Annotated in this window: 18 protein-coding genes; 10 read left to right on the top strand and 8 right to left on the bottom strand. The window is 38.6% G+C overall.

Annotated elements, in window-relative coordinates:
• Positions 1-48 precede the first annotated feature (48 nt).
• A complete protein-coding gene (locus tag Q4489_RS16095) occupies positions 49-1686 on the top strand; it encodes a methyl-accepting chemotaxis protein (protein ID WP_303482310.1) in 1638 nt (545 codons plus the stop codon).
• On the opposite strand, the gene Q4489_RS16100 is transcribed toward Q4489_RS16095, so the two are convergent.
• The 5 genes from Q4489_RS16100 to Q4489_RS16120 form a co-directional block, all read right to left on the bottom strand.
• Complete coding sequence (locus tag Q4489_RS16100) at positions 1678-2679, bottom strand: LacI family DNA-binding transcriptional regulator (protein WP_303482313.1); 1002 nt, start codon at positions 2677-2679, stop codon at positions 1678-1680. The genes Q4489_RS16095 and Q4489_RS16100 overlap by 9 nt on opposite strands.
• A gap of 93 nt (positions 2680-2772) precedes the next feature.
• Complete coding sequence (locus Q4489_RS16105; RefSeq protein ID WP_303482316.1) at positions 2773-4305, bottom strand: MFS transporter; 1533 nt, start codon at positions 4303-4305, stop codon at positions 2773-2775.
• Positions 4306-4317: 12 nt separating this feature from the next.
• Positions 4318-5652 carry a GH1 family beta-glucosidase gene (locus tag Q4489_RS16110; protein ID WP_303482319.1) on the bottom strand — a complete coding sequence of 445 codons (1335 nt, stop codon included), beginning with the start codon at positions 5650-5652 and terminating at the stop codon, positions 4318-4320.
• A 224-nt stretch (positions 5653-5876) separates the two neighbouring features.
• Positions 5877-8051 carry a bifunctional diguanylate cyclase/phosphodiesterase gene (locus tag Q4489_RS16115; RefSeq protein WP_303482322.1) on the bottom strand — a complete coding sequence of 725 codons (2175 nt, stop codon included), beginning with the start codon at positions 8049-8051 and terminating at the stop codon, positions 5877-5879.
• A gap of 250 nt (positions 8052-8301) precedes the next feature.
• On the bottom strand, positions 8302-11436 hold the full coding sequence (locus Q4489_RS16120) for a TonB-dependent receptor (RefSeq protein ID WP_303482325.1): 3135 nt from the start codon (positions 11434-11436) through the stop codon (positions 8302-8304).
• A gap of 316 nt (positions 11437-11752) precedes the next feature.
• Between Q4489_RS16120 and Q4489_RS16125 the strand changes: the two genes are divergently transcribed.
• Genes Q4489_RS16125 through Q4489_RS16140 form a run of 4 tightly spaced genes read left to right on the top strand, consistent with a single transcriptional unit; the run spans position 11753 to position 16756 of the window.
• Positions 11753-13087, top strand: coding sequence for an MFS transporter (locus Q4489_RS16125; RefSeq protein ID WP_303482327.1), 1335 nt, complete (start codon positions 11753-11755; stop codon positions 13085-13087).
• A gap of 18 nt (positions 13088-13105) precedes the next feature.
• Positions 13106-15481, top strand: a complete 2376-nt coding sequence (locus Q4489_RS16130; RefSeq protein ID WP_303482330.1) for an NdvB protein — start codon at positions 13106-13108, stop codon at positions 15479-15481.
• On the top strand, positions 15478-15987 hold the full coding sequence (locus Q4489_RS16135) for a gluconokinase (RefSeq protein ID WP_303482332.1): 510 nt from the start codon (positions 15478-15480) through the stop codon (positions 15985-15987). The genes Q4489_RS16130 and Q4489_RS16135 overlap by 4 nt, the downstream gene beginning before the upstream one ends.
• A gap of 1 nt (position 15988) precedes the next feature.
• Positions 15989-16756, top strand: coding sequence for a CBM9 family sugar-binding protein (locus tag Q4489_RS16140; protein ID WP_303482335.1), 768 nt, complete (start codon positions 15989-15991; stop codon positions 16754-16756).
• Positions 16757-16776: 20 nt separating this feature from the next.
• Here the strand turns inward: Q4489_RS16140 and Q4489_RS16145 are convergent, their stop codons facing one another.
• Positions 16777-17526: a TIGR00266 family protein gene (locus Q4489_RS16145; RefSeq protein WP_303482338.1), complete on the bottom strand. Its 750-nt coding sequence runs from the start codon at positions 17524-17526 to the stop codon at positions 16777-16779.
• Between the two features lie 185 nt (positions 17527-17711).
• Here Q4489_RS16145 and Q4489_RS16150 point away from each other — a divergent pair, with 185 nt between their 5' ends.
• Complete coding sequence (locus Q4489_RS16150; RefSeq protein WP_303482341.1) at positions 17712-18347, top strand: DsbA family protein; 636 nt, start codon at positions 17712-17714, stop codon at positions 18345-18347.
• Between the two features lie 63 nt (positions 18348-18410).
• On the opposite strand, the gene Q4489_RS16155 is transcribed toward Q4489_RS16150, so the two are convergent.
• Positions 18411-18887 (bottom strand): acyl-CoA thioesterase, encoded by a 477-nt coding sequence (locus Q4489_RS16155; RefSeq protein WP_303482343.1) that lies wholly within the window; start codon positions 18885-18887, stop codon positions 18411-18413.
• Between the two features lie 215 nt (positions 18888-19102).
• On the opposite strand from Q4489_RS16155, the gene Q4489_RS16160 reads away from it, so the two are divergent.
• Positions 19103-19552: a YaiI/YqxD family protein gene (locus Q4489_RS16160; RefSeq protein ID WP_303482346.1), complete on the top strand. Its 450-nt coding sequence runs from the start codon at positions 19103-19105 to the stop codon at positions 19550-19552.
• Here Q4489_RS16160 and Q4489_RS16165 read toward each other — a convergent pair.
• A complete protein-coding gene (locus Q4489_RS16165) occupies positions 19542-20903 on the bottom strand; it encodes a DEAD/DEAH box helicase (RefSeq protein WP_303482349.1) in 1362 nt (453 codons plus the stop codon). The genes Q4489_RS16160 and Q4489_RS16165 overlap by 11 nt on opposite strands.
• 251 nt (positions 20904-21154) lie before the next feature.
• On the opposite strand from Q4489_RS16165, the gene Q4489_RS16170 reads away from it, so the two are divergent.
• From Q4489_RS16170 to Q4489_RS16180, 3 genes are all read left to right on the top strand, one after another.
• Positions 21155-22792 carry a tetratricopeptide repeat-containing response regulator gene (locus Q4489_RS16170; protein WP_303482351.1) on the top strand — a complete coding sequence of 546 codons (1638 nt, stop codon included), beginning with the start codon at positions 21155-21157 and terminating at the stop codon, positions 22790-22792.
• 241 nt (positions 22793-23033) lie between these two features.
• Positions 23034-23432, top strand: coding sequence for an AraC family transcriptional regulator (locus tag Q4489_RS16175; RefSeq protein ID WP_303482353.1), 399 nt, complete (start codon positions 23034-23036; stop codon positions 23430-23432).
• Positions 23433-23496: 64 nt separating this feature from the next.
• Positions 23497-23886 (top strand): VOC family protein, encoded by a 390-nt coding sequence (locus Q4489_RS16180; protein ID WP_303482356.1) that lies wholly within the window; start codon positions 23497-23499, stop codon positions 23884-23886.
• Positions 23887-24227 lie beyond the last annotated feature (341 nt).

The following is a 24227-nucleotide window of genomic DNA, read 5'->3' on the forward strand; positions in this document are numbered from 1 at the left end:
ACCGATTATTTCCTAATCTTGATATATGCCTAAGTCTGAGAAATCGATATGAAAGCATTACGGAGAATTTCCATTCGCTACCGGTTGGCGATCATTTTAGCTATTGCGTTATTAGGTTTATTATTGCTTGGTGCAAAACTACTTTCATCTCAATACAACATTTTATACCAACAACAACAACAGAAAGTACAACAAATTGTGCAGTCTGCTGTCAGTATCGCTGAGCATTACTATGCCTTATACCAGCAAGGTGAGCTTTCTGAACAACAGGCTAGAATACGTGCAATAAAAACTTTAGAAGCATTTAGGTATGCAGATAATAATTACATCTGGATAAATGATAAAGCACCGATGATGATCATGCATCCTTTCAAGCCCGCATTAAATGGTCAGTCATTAGCAAGTAACAAAGATCCTGATGGTAAATTCCTTTTTGTGGAAATGGTTAATGTTATCAAAGCATCCGGCCAAGGATTTGTTCCTTATAAATGGCCAAAACCTGGTGCAGATAAGCCTGTAGAGAAACTTTCTTACGTCCAAGAGTTTACTCCGTGGCAGTGGATAATTGGCTCTGGCATTTATATAGATAATGTAAATGCCATCTTTTTAAGTAACTTTTTTGTTGTTGCAATCATCTTTATTATTGTTGTGGCATTAATAGCAGGCGCTACCTATTTAATTGGCCGTAGTATTTCAACACCAGCTTCTGCGGCAAGTGCACTGATGAAAAATATTTCTCAAGGGGATGGCGACTTAACCAAACAATTAGATGCTAATGGTAACGACGAAATTTCCGGCTTTTCACATTTTTTTAATAGCTTTATCGGTAAAATAAAATCATCACTACAAGATGTTTCCAATAGTGCTGATAGCGTCAAAGAAAGCGCCCGTTTAGTATCAGAATTCAGTGAAAGAAGTGCCAGCTTCATTCAATTACAGAATGACAATACCACACAAGTAGCTACCGCTATGGAGCAAATGACGACAAATATCAAAGAAGTCAGCAATAACGCGTTATCTGCCGAGCAAGCAGCTAACCAAGCTAAAAAAACTACGCTACACGGCAAAGGCATTGTATCTGATACAATTACGAATATTCAGTCACTGTCAGCTAAGATTGATCAAGTAAACGATACTGTTGATCAACTCGCCACTGATTCACAAAGCATAGGTGGTGTTTTAGATGTGATCAGAGGAATTGCAGAACAAACCAATTTATTGGCATTAAATGCTGCCATCGAAGCTGCCCGTGCTGGTGAAAAAGGTAGAGGCTTTGCCGTTGTTGCCGATGAAGTGAGAACACTGGCCAGTAGAACAGGACAAAGTACTGATGAAATTCATGCAATGATTGAGCAACTCCAAATAGGCGCATCTCGCGCAGTAAGTGCAGTAAAGGAAAGTCAAACAACCTCTGAATTGACCGTAGTTCAAGCCCGTCAAGCAGATACGTCTTTATCTGAAATTAACGAGTTTATGGAAGTGATTTCAGAGATGAATACTCAAATAGCCAGAGCGACAGAACAACAATCAGATGCAGCGGATGAAGTTAACCTTCGAATAAATGAATTAGCGAACATGGCCGATGAATCAGTACAGATGACAGAACAGCTAAATCAATCAAGCAATGCCTTGAAATTAAATAGTGATCAATTAGCTGAGATTGTCAGTCGCTTTAAATTACGTTAAATCAGCGATTGAATCTCTATTGATTAACGTTGGTGAATAAAAGTGTTGTATCTCGTCTTGCTGTTGCTTATAAACATCACGCAAAATTATTTTTGCCGCCATTTGCCCCATCTGATCAACGGGGTTTTCAATGGTGGTTAACTTAGGATATAAATGAGAAGCAAATACAACGTTATCAAAGCCTATGACGGATAAATCATCAGGCAGATGTAAACCATGTTCTCTAGCATAGGTCATGACACCAGAAGCAATTTCATCATTAGCACAGACAATTGCGGTGAAATTATCGTTAGATTTAATAAATTTTTCCAACCCTAGCACGCCACCTATTTCTTTAAATTCACCTTCATATATTAACGACTCTTTAATAGGTAAGTTATGCTCTGCCATTGCACGTTTATGACCTGCAAGCCGAGCAACTGCGTCTGCTTTTGATTGTGGACCGGCAATACAAGCAATTTCTTTATGCCCATGTTTGATCATGGTCGAGGTTGCCAAGTAACCACCATATTCATTATTTAAGCTGATACATTTATCGGCAAGACTTGCTACATAACGACTAATAAAGATCATCGGTGTTTTTTCTTTTGCAATGCCTTCAATATACTCATCACTCACCGCTTCTACATGAGCGATAATGGCATCACAATTTCGGCTGATTAAAAACTCAATGCCATCTTTTTCTTTTTCCTCATCACTATGACCTGCAGTGATGATGACATGTTTGCCCGCTGCACGTAGCTCAGTTTCTACTGCACTCATCATTTGACCAAAGAAAGGCCCATGGATTTCAGAAACAAGTAAGCCAACACAGTTACTACGATTTGAAGCTAGCGATTGAGCGGTTAAATTTGGGCGATAGCCAAGTTCTTTCATTGCTGCTAAAACTTTCTCACGTGTTTTATCACTAACACGAGAGTTACCGTTCATCACACGAGATACGGTTGCAAGTGAGACTTTGGCAAGTTCTGATACCTGATAAATGGTAGTCATAAGTTTCTGTAAACCAACTGGTTACCTGTAATATAATTGCGCTAAGGCTAACACATTACAGGTAATAATGGTACGAGGTGCCACCGAAATCCCCTAGTGTGTCACGCTTAATCGTCGTGCTGTTAAATCGGCTGTAACCGTTTTAACAAGTTGAGTATTTAACGGATAGAAAATCATTAAGCCAGCTCCTGCAAAAGCGAAGGCAGCAGGTACCCAGCTCATCAAGATTTGCATCCCTGGCAAAGATGCTGACACCGTTGTAAGGTCCATACCGTTGTAGCCATAATTAGCCAAAATAACTAACACCAACGCTCCGGCAAAACCTCCTCCTGTTTTTTGTACGAATGTGCCTGCCGAATATATCAAGCCGGTCGCTCTTCGATGGTTTTTCCATTCGGAATAATCGGCGCTGTCACCTAACATAGTGAAAAACAGAGTGGGTAGCATTGCAGCAAAAAACTCAGACATACAACCAATGACAAATACCCCTGTCACGCTTCCTTGTGGTACCCAATACAAAGCCACGGTAAATAAACCACTAATGGTCAACGCTATAATGAATAAACGTTGTTTTCCTAACCTTTTTGCTAAAGGGCTGGTTGCCAAAGCCCCTAATATTGACACGACTAATAGTGCAACAAAATATTTTCCTGTTAGTAGCTCATCACCCATATAGTATTTGAAATAATACGCAATCACGCCATATTTAATGCCGTTATACATCATGGTAATAAAGCCCATGCCTAGCATAATCAACCATGGTTTATTGGTTAACAAATCAACCATATCGCGCTGTGTACCCGTTAATCGCTCTGCAGGGATCGCCAGTAATTTTTTAACAACAAGCCACATACCAATCAACACACATAAGAAAAAGATACCGCTATAAATTCCACGATAATAGAAAAATAGTGTTGCGGCCAAAAGCGGTAAAATAATAAAAGGTAAGTTTTTTAGTAAGTCGGTTAGCTCTCGGCCTAAGGAAAGTTGTCTTTCTGTGGCTAAACTCACTCGTTCTTTAGTAGTCGCAAACGTAATCACCATCAAAGCGATAAGCAATGCTGCAAAAACGTACATGGTTAATTGATATCCTTGCGCATCATCACCTTGACCAAAGTAAGCAACCAGATCGGGTAGGAAGCCCATTACCAAAAGACCACCTGCAAATGCGCCAGCTAGCCGGTAACTAGAAAGACTCGTTCTCTCTGTATCACAGGGTGTGATAACCCCCATCAATGCGGAGTACGGTACGTTATTAATGGTATACGCTAATGTTAAGCCAATATACGTTAAATAAGCGTAAATTAGCTTACCTGTATCCGAAAAATTAGGTGTGGTAAAACAAAGTACCATAAATAACCCAAGCGCAGGAGCAGACCATAAAACCCATGGCCTAAACTTCCCCCATCGAGTTTCTGTACGATCGGCAATCATGCCCATAATGATGTCTGTTACACCATCTGATAAGCGAACCACAAGAAATAACATTGCCGCAGCAGCAGCGCTAATACCATAAGTATCGGTATAAAACACCGCTAAATATGCTAATGCTCCTCTCCATACAAGGTTTGCTGCGGCATCACCAACGGCATAACCGAGTTTTTCTCCGATCGCTAATTTGTGCATAATATTCCTAGATTAGTTTTTACGGCTAGTCATTAACTTACGATAGGCTAAGCCACTTTGTTTAATGGTGCGTTGTTGGCTTTGATAATCAACGTAAACAATACCAAAACGTTTTAAATACCCTTCTGCCCACTCAAAATTATCCATCAAGCTCCAAGCAAAGTAACCTTTAACAGGAACCCCTGACTCTATGGCAACATGTACTGCATTTAAGTGGCGTTGATAATAACTAATACGACGCTGATCGTTTACTACACCTTCTTCAATTTCATCATCAATACTAGCACCGTTTTCTGTGATATAGATTGCCGGTGGTTGGTAACGGGTATTAAGATCAATTAACAAATCAGTAAATGCTTGAGGGTATACTTCCCACCCAATATCGGTGCGTTCAACATCGGGCAATGCAACTTCTTTAAAGCCTTCTTGTTCATCGGCTTCATATATAGCTCGGGTATAGAAATTTACCCCAAGAAAGTCAATCTCATGGGAAATAATCGCCATATCGCCTTCAAAAATATCGGGCAAATGTGCTTTTGGTAATGAATCGATCAACGCAGGGTATTCACCATCAAAAATAGGTTTAGCGTACCAATAATTATGGTATTCATTCGCCATTTCAGTCGCTTTGATATCTGCTAAACTTTTGCTTGCGGCATATCCAGGGGTAAAATTAAGAACAATCCCGTTTAACGTGTTGGGGCTTTCTTTGGCGAGCACCTGCATTGCCAATCCATGCGCTAATAATAAATGATGGGCTGCTTTTCTTCCGTATTCTTTCCCGACAATACCTGGCGCATGCACACCTATTTCATAACCTAAATACGCACTACAAAAAGGTTCATTCAATGTGGCGTACGCGTAGACACGCTCGCCAAACGCCTTGACGACTTCTGTAGTATATTGCTGAAATTTGTACGCCGTTTCACGATTAAGCCAACCACCTTGTTCTTCTAAGTATTGCGGCAGATCCCAATGATATAATGTGACAAACACCTTGATATGCTTTTCGTTTAAGCGGTCAAGTAATTGTATGTAAAACGCCATACCTTCTTGATTTACACTGCCGTCTTCATTCATGACCCTTGGCCATGAAATAGAAAGTCGGTATGCGTCCACACCTAACGACTCAATTAACTCAACATCATCTTGCCATCGATGAAAATGATCACAGGCGACTGAACCATCTGAACCATCTATAATTTTACCTTCAGTAGCACAAAAAGTATCCCATATGCATGGAGCGCGATTATCAATTCCCCCTTCTATTTGAAATGAGGCAGTTGCTACGCCATAGGTAAATTTTGACGATAACATTGAAGAGTTTTTAGGAAGCGTGAATGCCATGTATTGTTAACCTTACTATTTACTAAATAACTTTAAAAGCGCTGATAATTGGAGAGTCTGCAATCTTTAATGGTTGTTAAATTCACAACCATGTAAGCGCTTACATTGTAATATACCGATATTATGGAAAGTAGGATATAAAAGCAACAATATTTTAATGTAATAGCAATAATCGCACTATTTTTTCAGCTTTATAACTCAGCAGAATAATATAACGTGCGCGATTAATTCGGTATTGCTGCCTTTACCGCCTTTTGGTAATTAAAGTTATCTAAAAAAGCAGGTAATTGTTCAAACGGTAATGGTTTAGAAAAATAAAAGCCTTGTATGTAATCACAACCTAACTCTTCTAACCAACGCACTTGCGCTATATTCTCTACCCCTTCAGCAACCACTTGTTTACCAAGTGCTTTACTCATGGCGATAATTGTAGATACAAGTATTTTGTCGTCAGGGTTTTCACTCATATCACTGATAAATGATTTATCAATTTTAATAAAGTCTAACGGGATACGACGAATATAGTTTAATGAGGAGTAACCAGTACCAAAATCATCAAGTGCTATTTGACAGCCCGCCTCACGTAATTGATTAAATAACATTTCATTATTGCGTTTTTCCGGAGCTAGAGCACTTTCTGTTAGTTCAAAACAAATATCACTAGGTTGCAAGCCATACATGTTGATCATCATTAGCCAATAGGCATTTTCATTTTGATTGAGCGGTATTTCATACACTGACCGATTCACATTAAATACGATATCTTGATAACCCAAACCTTTTAATTTCTTCAACTGTAAACATGCTTCAGACAGCACAAACTCGCCAAGCGGTTTAATTAAATTGTTTTTTTCTGCCAAGGGAATAAATTCAACAGGTGAAACCCATCTGCCATTATTGTTCCATCGAAGTAATGCTTCAAATTTTGTGACTTGTTTTAACTGTGTTGACACAATGGGTTGAAAAACTAAAGTCAGCTTTCGTTCTTTTAATGCCTTCTCTAAGTCTGCTTTCATTTGAATTTGGTAGCGCGCAGTGTTTTCCATTTCTTGTGTAAAATAGCTCGATGAATTTCGACCGTTTTCTTTAGCATGAGACATTGCTCTTTCAGCTTTTTTCATCAAGCTACTTGCTTGAAGCGTGTTGTCTAAAAAAGTAATAATGCCCAAACTTAAGGTACAGTTGATAACATGCTCATCAACATAAAAAGGTTTACTAAACTCAATCAGTATTCGGGCGACAAAATCATCGATTTCACTTCGTTCATTTACATTATTAAGTAATATCGCAAAACCGTCACCGGTGATGCGTGCTAAGCTATTCTCTGGTTTAATAAACCTCGTGAGGCGTTCTGCCACTTTAACTAATAATGCATCACCACAATCATGCCCGTAAACATCATTTACTTCTTGAAAAAGATCTAAGTCCATTACCAATAATGCCGACTCAAAGCTTGCAATAGCTTTCGCATCAATGACTTTAGTTAATTGTTCTAAAAATTTATAGCGATTGGCTATTCCTGTTAGTAAATCGTAATTTGCTTGCTGGTAAATTTTATCTTCTGCCGCCTTACGCTCAGAAATATCAAAGAAAAATGCGACATAATTTTCGATCTCATTATATTCATTTCTAATGGTATTTATTGACAACCATTCTGGGAATTCTTCACCACTTTTTTTACGGTTATTTAGCTCACCAGACCAACTACCTTTTGTTTGTATATCAGCCCACATTTTTTGATAAAAACTATCAGGCTGCCTATAGGCGCTTAATATTTTGGGATCTTTCCCTACTACTTCGCGAAAACTATAGCCGGTCATTCGTGTGAACGCTTTATTAACGCTAATGATCTGATTGTTTTTATTACAGATCATGATTGCTTCTTTACTCTCTTCGATAATCTCATTGCGAGTACGCAATTCTGTGATCACTTTCTGTTTTTCTAACTCTTTATTAATCAAGCCGCTAAAAAGCAAGAACAATGATGAAATTTCATTTTGATTATTAAATTCATCGCAAAATAGTGCCACCAAGATGCTATGAGCTTTAGTGCCATCATCAATTAATGGAATACCGACGTAGCCCTCTATTGACATATCTTCAAGTAATTGATCATTTGGATAAGCCGCCTGAATCCCTGACGGAAATGCACAAACATCACCTTTTCCTACAATTTCACAAGGGGTAGATTTAAGTTGATAGCTGAAATTTTCAATCACTTCATGCTGTGTTGCTAATGAAAGTGTAGTCGCTGTAGTGTTATCAGTATTTAACTGTGCAACAAAAACATAATCTGCATTTATCGCTTTAGCTAAAGACACACAAATTACATCGATATAGTTAGTTGACGCAGAAGTTGATAGGTTATCAATAATCGATTTAATTTTTTCTTCTACCACTTACATAACTCCACTAGAATAAGATATAAAGAACAAAAAGCCTTGTACGCTTTTTAATTACACTTTTCAAGTTTATTACTTCAGCAATAGATTCAGATCATGTTTCTTATCATTAGCAAGTATTGTTGACTGTTAAGCAAACAATTTAATTCATGCCTTTGATTATTAAACACTTGCTAGTACACCTCTAATGATTGAACGAAAAACCGCCGCATAAGCGACGGTTTTTAATTTAGTCAGCGTTGTTTGATTAGAACTTAACGCGTGTACCTACAGTCCAGCGTGCTTCATAAACGTTTTGGAAAGCTTTTTGCTTTTCAAATTCGATATATGCTTGCTGATACTCTTCAGTAATGTTTGAACCATTCACATAAAAGCTAATGTCTTCACTGAAGTTGTACGTTGCATTAAAGTCTACCTGTGAGTAATCATCTTGGTATAGCGATTGACCGCCAGTCCCTGCATTACCCGCTGTGATCAAACGTGGGCTACGTGAGTTCCACGCTAAACGTGCTGAGAAGGTATCGTTTTCATACCATACAACCGCGTTATAGGTATCTTCTGACATCCCTTGGAAAGGTAAGTCATCACCGTATACATCTTTTGCTTCTTGTTTTGAATCAGTAAATGTGTAGTTTACATCAAAACCAACATTCTTAAAGATGCCGTCTTCACCTAAGAAGTCACTTAACGCAACTTTCGCACCAATTTCAAAACCAGCTACTTCACCACCTTCTGACTGGGTAGTAAACGTGGTTGGATGTGGACCACGAATAATACCATCACCATCCGGCTCTACACTACGATCTTCTGTTTTACTTTCGGTAAATTCAGCAATATCAATACCGAACGCTGAGGCAAAGAACATTGATGCGTCGCCAGCATACCACTCCGCTGATAATGACCAGTTCTCTGATCGCCATGGGTTTAAGTCTGGGTTACCATTTAATGTAACATTTTGAACGCGCATACAATTACATGAATTATCAAATGTCATCCCTACATTTTTGCCTGCCCCCCATTGGTCTAAGTTCAATGCTTGCATGTTCTCAGAAAATGCAGCACGTAATACCACGTCATCTGTTGCTTGATACGCTAAATTAATTGATGGTAGTTCATCTTTATACGTACGCTCTGATACTACATCACCAATATCTGGTCCTAAACCTGAGTGCGGTAGGTTTGGACCAATAAGGTTTTGTTTTACAAATAACGTAGTTTCAATCACTTTTAAACCAACATTACCGCTTAACTTCTCATACTCAAAGTTCGCTTGGATAAAGTATGTAAGCTCATCTAAGCCAACATCGTAAGTATTACCACCATTTTCGGTGCGCTGTACATTACCAAAGGTGTCTTTATGCCATTGACGTGGGTCACGGAAGTTACTTGGGTCAATCACCCAAATACCCGGAATACCTTTCACGTTACCAAAGTCAGTCTGCCATGAAACCGTTGTGTGCTGATCTAGGCGTGTTGGTGGTAATAACGTATACGGCATCCACTCGCCTGCTGTGCGCTGTACCACTTCACCGTCACTAACTACACCATCACCATCAGCATCACCTGGACGCATTACTGGGTCGCCGTTGGCATCAACAGCATCTTCTGTTAAAAATTCGCCAGTACCTGCTAAACCGTAACACGGGTTTGTAGATTCACCGCCCGTAACTGCATCGACATCACCACTATATTGTTGATCGACCGCTTTCCATTGTGCAATATCACAGCCATTACCAAACTCTGATGTGTAAGTGAATTGATCGTGGTCTACTTCACGTTGTGAATAACGAATACCAAAATCAATACTAGTGATCACATCATTATCATCTAATGCATAGTTCCACTTAGTACTAAAGGTACGTAAATCTCCTGTATCATCGGTGTTGCCTTCTGACGAAAATGCACCAATATGATATGAATCTAAATCTGCCATATAATCAGCAACACTCATGGGGCCTTTACCACCGCTTACCACTTGGTCAAAACCACCAAAGGTTGGGTATTCACCACTGGCATCATGGGTTAAGAAGAAATCGCCCGTTTGAATACCTGTTGAAAATGTCCCCATACAGCCACCAGACGCACCGATAATCTCTTCGCCATTTGTACAGTATTCTGAAGATGTTAATCCGCCAGGGCCGAGTATTGTTGCACCTTGGTCGATACTCATGATATCGCCTTCACCGTAAGCATGACGCATTTTCGCTGTTGCATGTGCATCAGTGAAACGTACTTGACCGGTTAACGCACCGCCATTGTCATAATCTAACTGTAAATTAAAGTTACGTGACTTTTCTTCATTCACATTAACTTGCGTGAAAGACTGTAAACGATGTGGGCGCATCTTGAAGGCATCAACACCACGCCACTCATTGCCATCGCCATCAGTAAATGAATCGCCAGTATAGTTTGTGGCAAATCCATAGCCAGAAAACGCCTGCCAACGACTGTTGTTGTTTAAGCCTGAGCGTGCATTGAAACGATCTTGGTTGGTATAAAAATAATCTGCTGTTACGGTGAAACCTTCGCCTAAGTCTACTTGCAATGACGCTTGAATGGCATCACGCTCACGCTCTTCAGTTTTACTAAACGCGGTAAAACCATGGGGAACGATATTGCGATATTCAGCGCCTTCTGTTGGTGTACTCCACGCATAGTTATTATTTGTCCAACCAATACCACCGTTTTCTGAGGTATCATTATGACCGTTATAATCGGTTGCTAACGTTGCTTCTTGTGTTACTGCTGAAATTAAGAAACCAATCTTACCGTCGTTATAACTGGCTAAACCATGGAACGTTGGGTCGGTTTCCTCAGTAATAGAGCCACGTGTAGCTTCCGCACCAGCAACGAATGTCCAGCCTTCATCCATATCAAATGGGCGACGGGTTTTTAAATCAATCGCACCAGCAATACCTTGTGCTGTATTTCTTGCAGTAGCTGATTTGTACACATCAACACCACCAAAAAGTTGCGCTGGTAAATCACCTAAATCAGCACCAGAACTGTCAATAGTCGTTGCTGATAGAAAAGTTTCACCGTTCATGGTGGTGTCAATTTGAGGTAGGCCACGAATTTGAACCGCACCACCTTCACCAGCAACACGTTCAATTTGAACACCGGTGATACGTTGTAGTGAATCAGTAATGGTTACATCCGGTAACTTACCGATATCTTCTGCGGCAATACCGTCTACTTGCGAATCAGCGAAACGTTTACCGTTTATACTTGCTTTTGTTGAGCCACGGATACCCGTCACTTCAATTACTTCAACTTCTTTTTCAACGCCTTGCTCAGCCATTGCTAATGGCGCAGCACCACCAGCAAGCACCATAGCGATTGAACTCGCTAACACGCCTTTTTTAAATGTTACTTTTTTCATATTTTCTCCCCATTCTTATTATATTTTTTAGTATTTTGCGCGCTTACAGCCTGAGAATAGAAATCAACGTGTGTAAGGGATTTATATAATTCAAACTTGTAAGCGCTTACATTAAGTTAGGCCATGAGCAATAATTGGTCAATAAATATTTAATAGAAGTTTACCGTAAAACAAATAACTTACTGATAAAAAAGGTTATATAGTATTTTTCGTATCCCTTGAAAATTTAACTATTCAGCGAAAATAAATATTATTGTAAGCGCTTACAAAATATCATATGGTAATAAAGTGCTAGATTTTTAAACAAGGAAAAATCATGACATCACTGACATTGAAAGAGAAAGTGGGCTATGCCTGCGGAGATGTAGCCTCTAATTTTTACTGGCGTGTTTTTGATGTGTTCTTGTTTATTTTTTATACCGACGTATTTGGGTTGCACCCTGCAACTGTAGGAACAATGATGTTAGTCACTAGGATCATTGATGCATTTTCTGACCCTCTCATGGGGGCTTTAGCAGATAGAACAAAAACAAAATACGGAAAATTTAGACCTTATTTACTCTGGGGTATTTTACCTATTGTTGCGGCTGGTGTATTAACGTTTACCGTTCCTGATTTACAAGGGGGAGAAAAACTGATTTGGGCATACGCCACCTATATTTTCATGATGCTCGCTTACACCTTTATTAATGTGCCATATGGAGCGTTATTAGGAGTAATAACAGCCAATAGCCAAGAGAGAACAACCTTAACAAGTTTTCGCTTTATCGGTGCATTTTCAGGAGGCAGTATTGTTGCCTATTTTACACCTATTCTGGTCGCGTATTTTGGTGCTGAAAATGAAGTGCTCGGTTGGCAAATCACCATGGCGATTTACGGAATGATTGCCGCTGGTCTTTTTTGTATAACCTTTTTTACCACACGTGAAAGAATTTCGCCGCCAACATCTCAAAAATCCACGATATTACAAGATATTCAAGATTTAATGCATAACAAACCTTGGCTTATATTATTCACATTAGCATTAATTATTATGATGACCATAACGCTAAGAGGCAGCACTGGCACCTTTTATCTCAAGTATTACGTTAACCGAGAAGATCTCATTGGCAGCTTTTCACTTTGTTACATGCTTTCATTAGCTGCCGGCGCTGCCGCGACTCCTTTTATGACCAAGTTTTTGGATAAAAAAACACTTCTAATGTTACTAATGAGCGTAATTACCGTGCTATCTATCGCATTCTATTTTGTGCCCAGTGACCAAGTCGCGTTAATTTTCTTGCTACAAATCGCTATTGGTTTCTGTTTAGGACCTAAATCTCCATTGGTATTTTCAATGTACGCCGACTCAGCTGACTTCGGTGAATGGAAACACGGTCGACGAGCAACTGCAATGGTATTTTCAGCGGCTGCATTTTCTCAAAAGCTGGGAAGCGCTATTGCAGGAGCAATGATTGGTTGGCTTTTAGCTTCAATGGGTTACGTAGCTAATCAAATACAAACCTCCGATTCACAAACAGGGATCGTATTATTAATGACATTAATACCTGCGATATTCGCCGCCGTCAGTGTAGGAATTATCACGCGCTACCCGCTCTCAGAACAACGTGTAGAAGATATTCAACAAGCACTACAAACACGAAAAGCATGAATTCAGGAGTAACATTACATGTTTGAATTTAATTACCAGAAACATCAACTGTCGATTAGCGACCCTATAGCTATGCCAAAAGCCAGTAGTTTTTTATGGAATAAAAACATGATGCTACATATGAATTGTAGAGGATTTGCTAATGCACAATTCATGCAACCAGAACCGTCAAAATATGCCCATGCTCCTAATATGGAAGCGAAAACGTTCATGCAACCAGAACAAGAATATTTTAGTCACCATGCCGGACGATTCTTTTATCTTAAATGTATAGAAACCAATGAAATAATTTCACTGCCTTACGAACCGGTCAAAACACCATTAGATAAGTTTACTTTCATTGCTGGACAGCAAAACATATCGTGGCATATCGAACATTGGCAACTGCAAATTAATATTCACGTTTCTTTACCCACCGAAGACAGCGTTGAGCTGTGGAAAATCAGCATAAAAAACCAAAATTCTGTAAAAAAAACAATTGCGATCTATCCTTATTTCACCATTGGCTACATGTCTTGGATGAACCAATCTGCTGATTATAACTCGAGCATAAACGGGATAATTGCCCGTTCAATTACGCCATATCAACAGGTGGCTGATTATTACCGCAATCAACATTTAAAAGACTGGACATTTTTCATCAGTAAACACCCTTGCCAAAGCTGGAATGCAAATCAAAAGAGTATCGAAGGTGAAGGAGGATTGCATGCACCAGATGATTTAAAAAAACACCAGCTCAGTGGTGTCCAAGCCCTTTACGAAACCCCCGTAGCTTGTATGCAATTTTGCCATCAACTTGCTCCGCAACAATGTATTACTCATGAATTTATTTTCGGACCAGCCAATAATGAGCAAGAAGTTATCACATTAAGAAATAAATACTTATTCGAAGATGATGGCTTTGAACAAGCAGCATCTACATATCAGCAATATTTTTCCAAAATGAATAACAGGCTGCAAATAAATAGCCCTGAGCCAGATTTCGATGAAGTTGTGAATCATTGGTTACCTAGACAGGTATTTTATCATGGTGATGTCAATAGACTAACAACGGATCCACAAACTCGAAACTACTTACAAGACGCTATGGGAGTGTCCTATATAGCCCCCGAACTTTGTCGACAAGCGATAATCACTGCCGTTACACAACAGTTAAGCTCTGGAGCTATGCCTGACGGCATACTGCTCTCAGATAAAGCGACGCTAAAATATATAAACTTAGTACCGCATAGCGACCACTGTATATGGCTTACCATCTGCCTTGAAAGCTATCTAAATACAACTAACGATAAAGCAATTCTCTATCAACCTCTGCGCTTTAAAGATTCAGAAAAAGCAGCACCCTTAGTTGAACATATTAACTTGGCATTTGATTTTCTACTCGCAGCACGGAATGAACAAGGACTAAGTTTGATTGAACAAGGCGATTGGTGCGATCCAATGAATATGGTTGGTCATAAAGGAAAAGGCGTATCTGCATGGCTTACCATGGCAACAAGTTATTCATTAGCCATATGGAACAAAATATGCCGCTTATATCAAGTGAATTCAGACTATATCGCTACATATGAACAAGAAATAACAGTGCTTAATGGCGCGATAAATCAATATTTTTGGCATGAAAACTGGTACGCACGTGGGATCACAGATAATAAGCGAACATTTGGTATTTCAACAGATTCTGAAGGAGAGATTTTCTTAAATCCGCAGGCATGGGCACTACTTTGTAATGCCGCAGATGAAAATCAAAAACAAGGTATGCTGCGTAGTATCAAAGAAAGGTTATTAACGCCCTATGGTGTCATGATGCTATCACCAGCATATACACACATGCATGAAGATATTGGCCGAGTGACTCAAAAATTTCCAGGTACTGCTGAAAACGGTTCTATATACAATCATGCTTCCGCTTTTTTCGCTTACAGTTTATATCAAGAAAACGAAGGGTCGTTAGCGTTTGACGTGATAAAAGCAATGCTGCCTTCGAAGGAAGATGCTGGTAAGCGCGAACAGATGCCTAATTTTATTCCCAATTATTATCGTGGTGCTTATTTTCAAATACCTCAGATGACTGGAAAATCTAGCCAGCTATTTAATACGGGTACTGTCGCTTGGGTATACAGATGCATCATAGAAGAGCTCTGTGGCATTGTGATACAAGCAGGCAATGTATATTTAACACCAAAGTTACCCAACACTTGGCCAAACCTAAGCATTCAGTACACCGCCCTAGGCGCCAAATTTAACATTCATTATCAACAAGATAATAAATACAACGAAATTACTTGCTACCTTAATGATCAATTAATAAATGACAATATAATCCGTAATGTCATCTCAGGAAGTACCTACAACATACGCATTTTATTACCAGTAAGTGAGGATAAAGTATGATTGCCAAACTGATATTAATTATGGGAGTCAGTGGCACTGGAAAATCAACGTTGGCAAGTGCGTTAGCTAAACACCTAAATTTTTGTTACTTCGATGCAGATGACTTTCATTCAGATCAAGCAATTTCATTTATGAAGAGGGGGGTACCAATAAACCCTACAATGCGGCAAGCGTGGATTGAACGCATGGAACATCATTTTTCGTCAACAGAATTTGATAATAAAAATATCGTATTAGCATATTCTGGTTTAAAACAAACGCACCGGAAAACACTAAGCGCACTGGCAAATGAATTCACTTATGTGCTTATACAATCAGACAAGGCAATATTGCAGGAACGTTTGCAGAAAAGAAAAACACATTTTTTTTCACCAAATTTACTCACTGATCAACTGAATCAATTCGAGCCGCTCTCTAATAGTGAAGCAGAAAATACAATAATGCTAACGATGAAACAAACAAGCCAACAACAAATTTCCAGTATTGTTCAACAGCAGAATCCTTAATATGAAACACCATATACTACTTTACTTAGCATTATGCATCACCTCTTTGCTTATTAATAACAATGCGTATGCGCAGACAATAAAAGTACATAAAACAATGTTAACACCCAAAATAGATGGAGAAATAGATACAGAAATATGGTCGGCCGCATCATGGCAAGGCATGAATCATTTGATGTTAGGTGAAATGCCGAATAAGAGTGACTTTCAAGGACGTTTTAAATTACTATGGAATAACAGCACTTTGTTTATTCTTGCTGAAATTACTGATGATGTTTTGTTTGACCAACATGCTGATCCGCTTTATTTTTATTGGGATGACGACTGCCTAGAAGTATTCATAGATGAAGATGCATCTGGCGGTGACCATCAATATTCTTTTAACGCCTTCGCTTATCATATTGCATTAGACAATCAAGTTGTCGATATCGCCAGTAAATTACCCAATGGTCAACCATCTTTTGTTACTTTAAACGATCATATAAAAAGCCGTTGGAAACGCAGTAAAACAAAACCCTATAATGTGATCTGGGAGTTGGCTATATCAATCTATGACGATAAATTCACCCTGGAAGAACGGCACAATTATCCAAGCGTTGAATTAACTGAAGGTAAGGTAATCGGCTTTATGCTTGCTTACTGTGATAATGACGGTAGTAAACAACGAGAACACTTTATCGGCTCTACAGATATTGAACCCGTCAACGGAAGTAAAAATTTAGGCTACATAACCGCAGATGTTTTCGACAAGCTGTTACTCATCGAGTAAAGCTTGTCGCCTTTTCCATTTTATTGTTCGCCTCGGCTTGAACCGCCTAAGTTAGGCGCATGTGAAATAATACGATCAGCAAGCCGTGAAAAAGGTAAACTTTGAATCCATACTTTGCCGTGACCAGACAAAGTGGCAAGAAATAATCCTTCACCACCAAAAAACATACTTTTTAAGCCTGATGTCATCTCAATGCTGTAATCAATACCATCACTAAATGCTACCAAACATCCGGTATCTAAGCGTAACGTTTCTCCATTAAGTTGTTTTTCTATCACGGTACCACCAGCATGAACAAATGCTTTGCCATCACCCGACAAGTGCTGCAAGATGAACCCTTCTCCGCCAAAAAAACCACTCCCTAAACGGCGATTAAAGGCTATATCAACTTTAGTTCCACGTGCTGCGCATAAAAAAGCATCTTTTTGACAAGTAACACTGCCACCTAATTGCGCAAGATCTAAAGGAATAATTTCCCCCGGATAAGGCGCTGCAAATGCGACACTGCGTTTGCCATAAGCTTGGCTAGTGAAATGGGTCATAAAAACAGACTCGCCAGTGAAGGCTCTTTTGCCTGCAGAAAATAACTTACTCATGAAACTTTGCGCAACATCCGAACCGTCACCCATCTTAGTTTCAAAAGTAATACCGTCCTCCATATAATTCATCGCTCCAGCTTCAGCGATAACCGTTTCTCCTTGGTCTAATTCTATTTCGACCATTTGCATAGAATGACCAATAATTTTGTAATCTATTTCATGACTTCGCATTGAATATTTCTTCCTTGTTAATCTGTGTTACACACAAAATATTTATTTACATTTTATCTTGAAGTTAAGGTAAGCAAGCACGGTCTATTCAGCATAGATTAATCTACGCAATGCAATATTACCAATTACTTAGAATAATGATAATATCGCACACATACGCTACTTTTATGAAGAGAATTAAACCTATGAAGAAATTTTTTACCGCTTTATTAGCAACTGTACTTATTCCTCTTGCTGCAAACGCAGCCAAATACGAAGAGGGAGAACATTATAAAGTGATCCCTGGCCAAGCGACTAAAAAGCCAGAAGTAAGAGAGTATTTTTCTTACCATTGCCCTGCGTGTAGAGGCTTTGAAGCATATCTGCCTGAAATTAAAAAAAGCTTACCTGAAGGTACAAAGCTAACCAAAACACACGTAGATTTTATGGGGCAATCTGCACCTGAAAAGCAATTTATGCTGAGCAAAGGCATGATCATTGCCGAAAAAACGGGTATTGCTAAGCAATATAATGCTGAAGCTTTTAGTTATTTACAAACGCAAGATAGAACAATTGAATCTATCGATGATGTTAAGAAAATTTATGTCGCGGCGGGTGGTAAAGCAAGTGACTTTGAAAAAGGGCTAAAGAGTTTCGCCTTAATGTCGCGCGTAAAACGCGATAAAAAAGTTCAAGACAAATTATCTGCAGGTCGTTATGTAGGAAGCGTACCCACGTTTGTGGTTAACGGTAAATACGCAATTAATTCAAGATCATTAGACAGTGACAATTTTCTTGAAGATTACAAAAACCTAATTGCTTATCTGCTTACCTTAGACTAAATAAACAGTTAACATAGGAAGTGCTAAATTCCTCAGCACTTCCTCCCATTTAACTCATATTAATTACAATACTAAGCGGTCCATCTCAGCACTGATTTCTTTGCGCATTTCCATTAATTTTTTTGCAGATTCGTATTGTTTTTTATCTTCTTCAGTTTTCGGTAACCACTGTGGAATTGACACTTTATGGCCCGTTTCATCGACAGCAACCATCACTACAATACAATGTGTAGTTTTTCGCTTATTTAATGATTTTGGATCACAAGCATGTACTTGCAATGCAATATGCATGGATGAGTTACCGGTATAGATCACCTCTGCACTCACTTCGACTAAACTCCCTACATGAATTGGCGAAACAAAACGTATCCCTCCGGCATAGGCAGTGACACAATAGCGACTACTCCAACCAGCAGCGCAAGCATAAGCCGCTAAATCTATCCATTTCATCACAGCCCCTCCGTGAACTTTACCACCAAAATTTACATCTTGAGGTTCTGCTAAAAATCGTAACGTTAGTGAGCGTTGTGGTTCATTCATACATATCTCTTTAATTACTTGGTTGTTAGCTATATTAACTTTACTATAGCGATATGACACTAGAGCCTGATGATTTTGTCGGATATATTTTGTTCAATACAAAAGCGCTTTAGTTGAAGCGTAGTAAATAAAGTATAGTCATCCTATATAAATGAGCTACAACAAAAAACAACACGCACTACTATTGTGGGCTTTTTTACATAAGCGAGATTATTATGGCGATTTGGGTAGACGCTGATGCATGTCCAGTACCAATAAAAGAAATTATATTTAGAGCTGCTGAAAGAACAAAGACGCCAACCACTTTGATCGCTAACCATGCGATGAAAATACCACCGTCTCCCTTTATAAAGTTTGTTCAAGTTAGCAGTGGCTTTGATGTCGCAGACAATGAAATAGTAAAACGATGTACTGAAAAAGACTTGGTCATAACAAGTGATATTCCACTTGCTGCAGAAATTGTTGATAAAAATGCTATCGCATTGAATCCCAGAGGTGAGTTGTATACCAAACAAAACATCAAGCAGCGATTAAACATGCGCGATTTTATGGATACGTTACGTTCAAGTGGTATAGAAACAGGCGGCAGCGCTCCATTAAGCCAAGCTGATCGGCAATCGTTCGCTAATCAACTCGACAAATGGCTAATGCACGTTAACGATTAGCAGCATAAGGATCAGCATTATTAGATGAACCTTTTTTACTTCGGTTTTTTTTAATGACTTTTTTATGATCCCTTTTTTGCACGTGTCGCTTACCACTATTAGCATGATGTTCATTTGAACGAGCAGATTCTTTGCCTTGAGCGGTTGAGCTGTTAACTTTTGGCTTCTTGGGTTTCTTTGCCTTTAATGGGCGAATCTTTCTTGACGGTGGTAATGCATTTACTGGCTCGAAGCCCGGCTCTATTTTGCGTTCGACATGCTGTTGAATAACATATTCAATATCTTCCAGTAATTTGTGTTCATCTGCACACACCAAAGACACCGCAAAACCATCAGCACCTGCTCGACCTGTTCTTCCAATTCTGTGTACATAATCTTCTGATACATGTGGCAATTCAAAGTTAACAACTTGAGGTAGTTGATCAATATCTAACCCTCGCGCCGCGATATCTGTTGCCACCAATACACTTATTTCATTATCTTTAAATTTAGCTAATGCCTTAGTTCTTGCACCTTGGCTTTTATTGCCGTGTATCGCTAATGCAGATATACCCTGGCTATCTAATTCTTTAGTAAGTCGATTCGCGCCATGTTTAGTTTTAGTAAAAACTAATACTTGTTGCCACTGGTTTTCCTTAATCAAAAAGCTAAGTAGTTTAGACTTCTTTTTCTTATCGCAAGGTACTACTACTTGCTCAACAGTTTTTGCCGTACTGTTGCTAGGACTGACAGAAATTTCAACTGGATTATGTACAAACGACTGAGCTAGCGCTTTAATATCCGGTGAAAAAGTCGCAGAAAATAACAAGTTTTGTCTCTGTGCAGGTAAATATGACAATATTTTTTTAATATCTCTAATAAACCCCATATCTAACATGCGATCTGCTTCATCTAATACAAGTACTTCTAGTTGCGAAAATTTCACTGCATTTTGTTGATAAAGATCTAGCAATCTACCTGGCGTTGCAACTAACACATCACTTCCGCTTCGAAGCTTCATCATTTGTGGATTAATTTTAACACCACCAAACACTACATTTGCACGCAGTTTGGTATGTTGCCCATAGGTAGCAACATTACTAGCAACTTGAGCTGCAAGTTCTCTTGTAGGAGTTAAAATTAATGCCCGCACTTCATTGGCGCGAGCAGGTTTTCCCTTCAATAATTTTTCAATAATCGGCAAAGTAAAACCAGCTGTTTTACCTGTGCCAGTTTGAGCAGCAGCCATAACATCTTTGCCCGATAGTACAGCAGGTATCGCTTGCTGTTGCACTGGCGATGGCGTGTGATAACCTTGTTCTTCAACCGCTTTTAAAATCGGTTGAGATAAATTTAATAATGAAAAAGACATGAAGTGTACTCGATTAAAAAAGAAGTGCTCGAAAAGCGCAGCAGTGTACAGTATAGACTTTAGCCATACAATTAGCCTTAATTGCCTATAATCATAGTATTATACCTGTAAGTTGCTAACTTATATATCTTACGAGTAATATTAACGCGTGTTAATTTTAATCGGTTCGGCTAGAATAAAATAAAACATGAAAGTAAGTCAGCCCTCTAATCAAATGCGCATAAGGTAGTCACTAAGAATGAAGGGATTTCATGGTTAATATAGATTACGGCAGCAAGCGCTTCCTAATTGTTGATAACATAAAGCAGTCACGAGACACTCTTAAAATTTTTGCTTATAGTTTAGGAGTACTAAGTGTAGAAACTAGTTACCATGCACCAGATATTATTGCGCTTTGTGAAGCAACTGCATATGACGTAGTATTGCTCGGTTATGATCTTGGTGATAATAAAAAAAATGGCCAACAAATTCTTGAAGAGTTAAGAGCAAAAAACTTACTTTCGCGGCAGTGTAATGTCATTATGATCACTGCTGAAGTATCACAAGCTATGGTGTTAGCTGCGTTAGAACATAAGCCAGATGAATACCTGATAAAACCCTATACCCTTAAAGACCTTTCTACTCGACTAACTCGTACGTTTGAAAAAAAAGTAGCCATGGCAAAAATTTATCAGGCGCTGGATAAAAACGATCGTAAAAAAGTCATTCAGCTCTGTAATCACGAAGCTTATAAAAATAGCCCGTACAAACACGAATGTTTAGGGATCAGATCTAGGCAACATTTTGAGTTAGGCGAGTACCAGCAAGCAAGAAAAATTTACTCAGCATACGTTGGTACACCTAACTGCCAATGGGCAACAATTGGTTTAGGTAAAATAGCGTTAGTCGAACAGAATTACCACGAAGCCGAAAAGTGTTTTCAAGCCATTGTTGATGATAACCCCTTTTATCTCTCAGCATACGATTGGTTAGCGAAATCACAAATATATAACAACGACTATGAAAAAGCCGAGCAAACCTTAGAACAAGCATTATTAGTTTCACCGAGATCCGTTACCCGTTTAAAACAGTATGCTGAAATTTGCCTTAATAATAACAGTTTAGGAAAAGCAACTTCTGCGCTATCTAAAACCAATGATCTTGCTTATCATTCAATCCACAAAAAACCAGACAATGCGATTCAATTTGCGGAAGCCTTAATTGGACATGCCGATAGCTTATCTGAAAGTCAAATAAGAAAATTAAATGATAAAGCGTTTACTGTATTAAATAATATGACACGTGACTTTCAAGCGAATGAACTAAAAGTTATTGCACAATTTCTAATTGCGCGCTTACATACTAAAGCAAAAGATGTTGGACCTGCACAAAGCGCACTTAAAGAGGCTGAAAGACTATTAGAAACCTATAAAAAGGTGCTCACTACTGAAGGAACCTTTAAAGTTGCAAGATCGCTGATTGCCCTTCAACGCAGAGGGAAAGCAGAAATGCTATTAGAAAACTTGTCGCAAGCTCATCCTGATAACATGGAAATTCTTTCAGAAGTTGTTGCGCTTTCAGACAGACCTATCAGTGAAAAAGATAAAATTGCTGCTCAAACTGCATTAGAGGTTGGGGTAAGTCTCTATAAAGCAAAACATTATACTTTAGCTATCGATAAACTTAACCAAGCGCTTTATCATTTCCCTCACCATATCGGCGTTAAACTTAATCTATTACAGGTTTTATTAGTGTCTTATGAAGCAAATAAAGAACGTATAGATGATTTTAAGCAAGCAAAAGTATTGATTAAACACTTCAATGAATTATCTCCGGAAAGCGAGTCGTTTAAACGATTCTTAAAACTTAGAAGTAAATTTGAAGCTTTAAATGCCTTTAACACACATTAAATTAAAGAGTTGTATTCATAAACTGAAGCATAAAATTTTAATTTAATGTTATATCTGGCGTACAGAGAGGATTATTTATAGTAGCTCTAATCTGACAAGCAGAATCGAGCAATCAACAGCCATGACCAATTTCAACCCCTACGACATTATCTTGGTGATACAAAACCAACTTGTTAAGCTTTTTATTTTTCTGATAACCTAGCACGAAAGTAATGGCAAAATTTCTTAATGATAAAACAACATGTCTACTCCGAATAAGACGTTTTTTGAAACTGCAATTGACAGAATTTATCAAGAAGATTCATTCAGCCCAAAAATGTACGCCCAAGTAAGGCTATCAAAAGCCTATATGGAAAAGTTCTACATAGAAAAAATACAACTTGATGATATAGCAAAGACTGCTTTCTTATCTCGATTTCATTATGTTAGGGTGTTTCAACGGATGTATGGTGTCACACCAAGGGCTTATTTGAGAGACATTAGGGTTTTAAAAGCAAAGAAGTTGCTAAAAAAAGGAGAGCCTATAACGGCAGTTTGTTTTGGTGTTGGATATGATAGTTTACCAACATTCTCGTCAGTTTTTAAAAAGTGTACTGGTTATACACCTAAAGATTACCAAAGGATTAACAAAGCAATCTAGAATAAGTTTTTATTCGCGTTTCGAGTTAATCTAATTTTCTAGTCGTTTAAATTATGGTATTGAAATGTTGAAAATTTATGTCACAAGTGTTCCTGTAGATGATCAAGAGAAAGCTTTAGCGTTTTATACTAAGGTGTTGGGCTTCATCAAGAAAAAAGAAGTTCCTTTAGGGGAATATAAATGGTTAACCGTAGTCGCTGCTGACGAACAATCTGGCGTAGAACTTTTACTGGAGCCTATGGCTTTTGAACCTGCTAAATTGTATCAACAATCACTTAAAGAAGCTGGAATACCTTGGACATCATTTGCCGTTGATAACATTGAGCAAGAATTTGAAAGACTAAAAAAATTAGGTGTTGAGTTTTCCATGGCGCCAAAAGAAGCTGGTACAGTAAAAATAGCAGTATTAGATGATACTTGTGGCAATTATATTCAATTAATGCAGCAATTATAGTTATTAGGAGGGAAGTTTGAAGCGAGATCTCCGTTTGACTGTAGTTACCCGTCAAACAAAAGACTGTGAAATATCATTGATCGTCTGCTTTTAACATGCAACGTTGACGAGTTGAGTGTAGCCTAACTCAGCTTATATCGGACTCCTGGCCTTCATGCTGTCACATTTGATGTGTTCAACATTGTTTCTGACAATTTGGTCAACCGAGGTTATCATCCTTTTTCAGATATAAAAAAAGCCCGACAACTGTCGAGCTTTTTTTATATGGTGGAGGGAGGTGGATTCGAACCACCGAAGGCGGAGCCGTCAGATTTACAGTCTGATCCCTTTGGCCACTCGGG

The organism is Thalassotalea sp. 1_MG-2023 (assembly GCF_030546745.1).
Lineage (GTDB): Bacteria > Pseudomonadota > Gammaproteobacteria > Enterobacterales > Alteromonadaceae > Thalassotalea_C.

Excerpts from the sequence above, each read along its gene's own strand:
- Q4489_RS16105 (WP_303482316.1), bottom strand. The coding sequence starts at position 4,305 with ATGCACAAATTAGCGATCGGAGAAAAACTCGGTTATGCCGTTGGTGAT.
- Q4489_RS16135 (WP_303482332.1), top strand. The coding sequence starts at position 15,478 with ATGATTGCCAAACTGATATTAATTATGGGAGTCAGTGGCACTGGAAAA.
- Q4489_RS16130 (WP_303482330.1), top strand. The coding sequence starts at position 13,106 with ATGTTTGAATTTAATTACCAGAAACATCAACTGTCGATTAGCGACCCT.
- Q4489_RS16165 (WP_303482349.1), bottom strand. The coding sequence starts at position 20,903 with ATGTCTTTTTCATTATTAAATTTATCTCAACCGATTTTAAAAGCGGTT.
- Q4489_RS16125 (WP_303482327.1), top strand. The coding sequence starts at position 11,753 with ATGACATCACTGACATTGAAAGAGAAAGTGGGCTATGCCTGCGGAGAT.
- Q4489_RS16180 (WP_303482356.1), top strand. The coding sequence starts at position 23,497 with ATGTTGAAAATTTATGTCACAAGTGTTCCTGTAGATGATCAAGAGAAA.
- Q4489_RS16150 (WP_303482341.1), top strand. The coding sequence starts at position 17,712 with ATGAAGAAATTTTTTACCGCTTTATTAGCAACTGTACTTATTCCTCTT.
- Q4489_RS16140 (WP_303482335.1), top strand. The coding sequence starts at position 15,989 with ATGAAACACCATATACTACTTTACTTAGCATTATGCATCACCTCTTTG.
- Q4489_RS16100 (WP_303482313.1), bottom strand. The coding sequence starts at position 2,679 with ATGACTACCATTTATCAGGTATCAGAACTTGCCAAAGTCTCACTTGCA.
- Q4489_RS16145 (WP_303482338.1), bottom strand. The coding sequence starts at position 17,526 with ATGCGAAGTCATGAAATAGATTACAAAATTATTGGTCATTCTATGCAA.
- Q4489_RS16170 (WP_303482351.1), top strand. The coding sequence starts at position 21,155 with ATGGTTAATATAGATTACGGCAGCAAGCGCTTCCTAATTGTTGATAAC.
- Q4489_RS16155 (WP_303482343.1), bottom strand. The coding sequence starts at position 18,887 with ATGAATGAACCACAACGCTCACTAACGTTACGATTTTTAGCAGAACCT.
- Q4489_RS16110 (WP_303482319.1), bottom strand. The coding sequence starts at position 5,652 with ATGGCATTCACGCTTCCTAAAAACTCTTCAATGTTATCGTCAAAATTT.
- Q4489_RS16095 (WP_303482310.1), top strand. The coding sequence starts at position 49 with ATGAAAGCATTACGGAGAATTTCCATTCGCTACCGGTTGGCGATCATT.
- Q4489_RS16120 (WP_303482325.1), bottom strand. The coding sequence starts at position 11,436 with ATGAAAAAAGTAACATTTAAAAAAGGCGTGTTAGCGAGTTCAATCGCT.
- Q4489_RS16175 (WP_303482353.1), top strand. The coding sequence starts at position 23,034 with ATGTCTACTCCGAATAAGACGTTTTTTGAAACTGCAATTGACAGAATT.
- Q4489_RS16160 (WP_303482346.1), top strand. The coding sequence starts at position 19,103 with ATGGCGATTTGGGTAGACGCTGATGCATGTCCAGTACCAATAAAAGAA.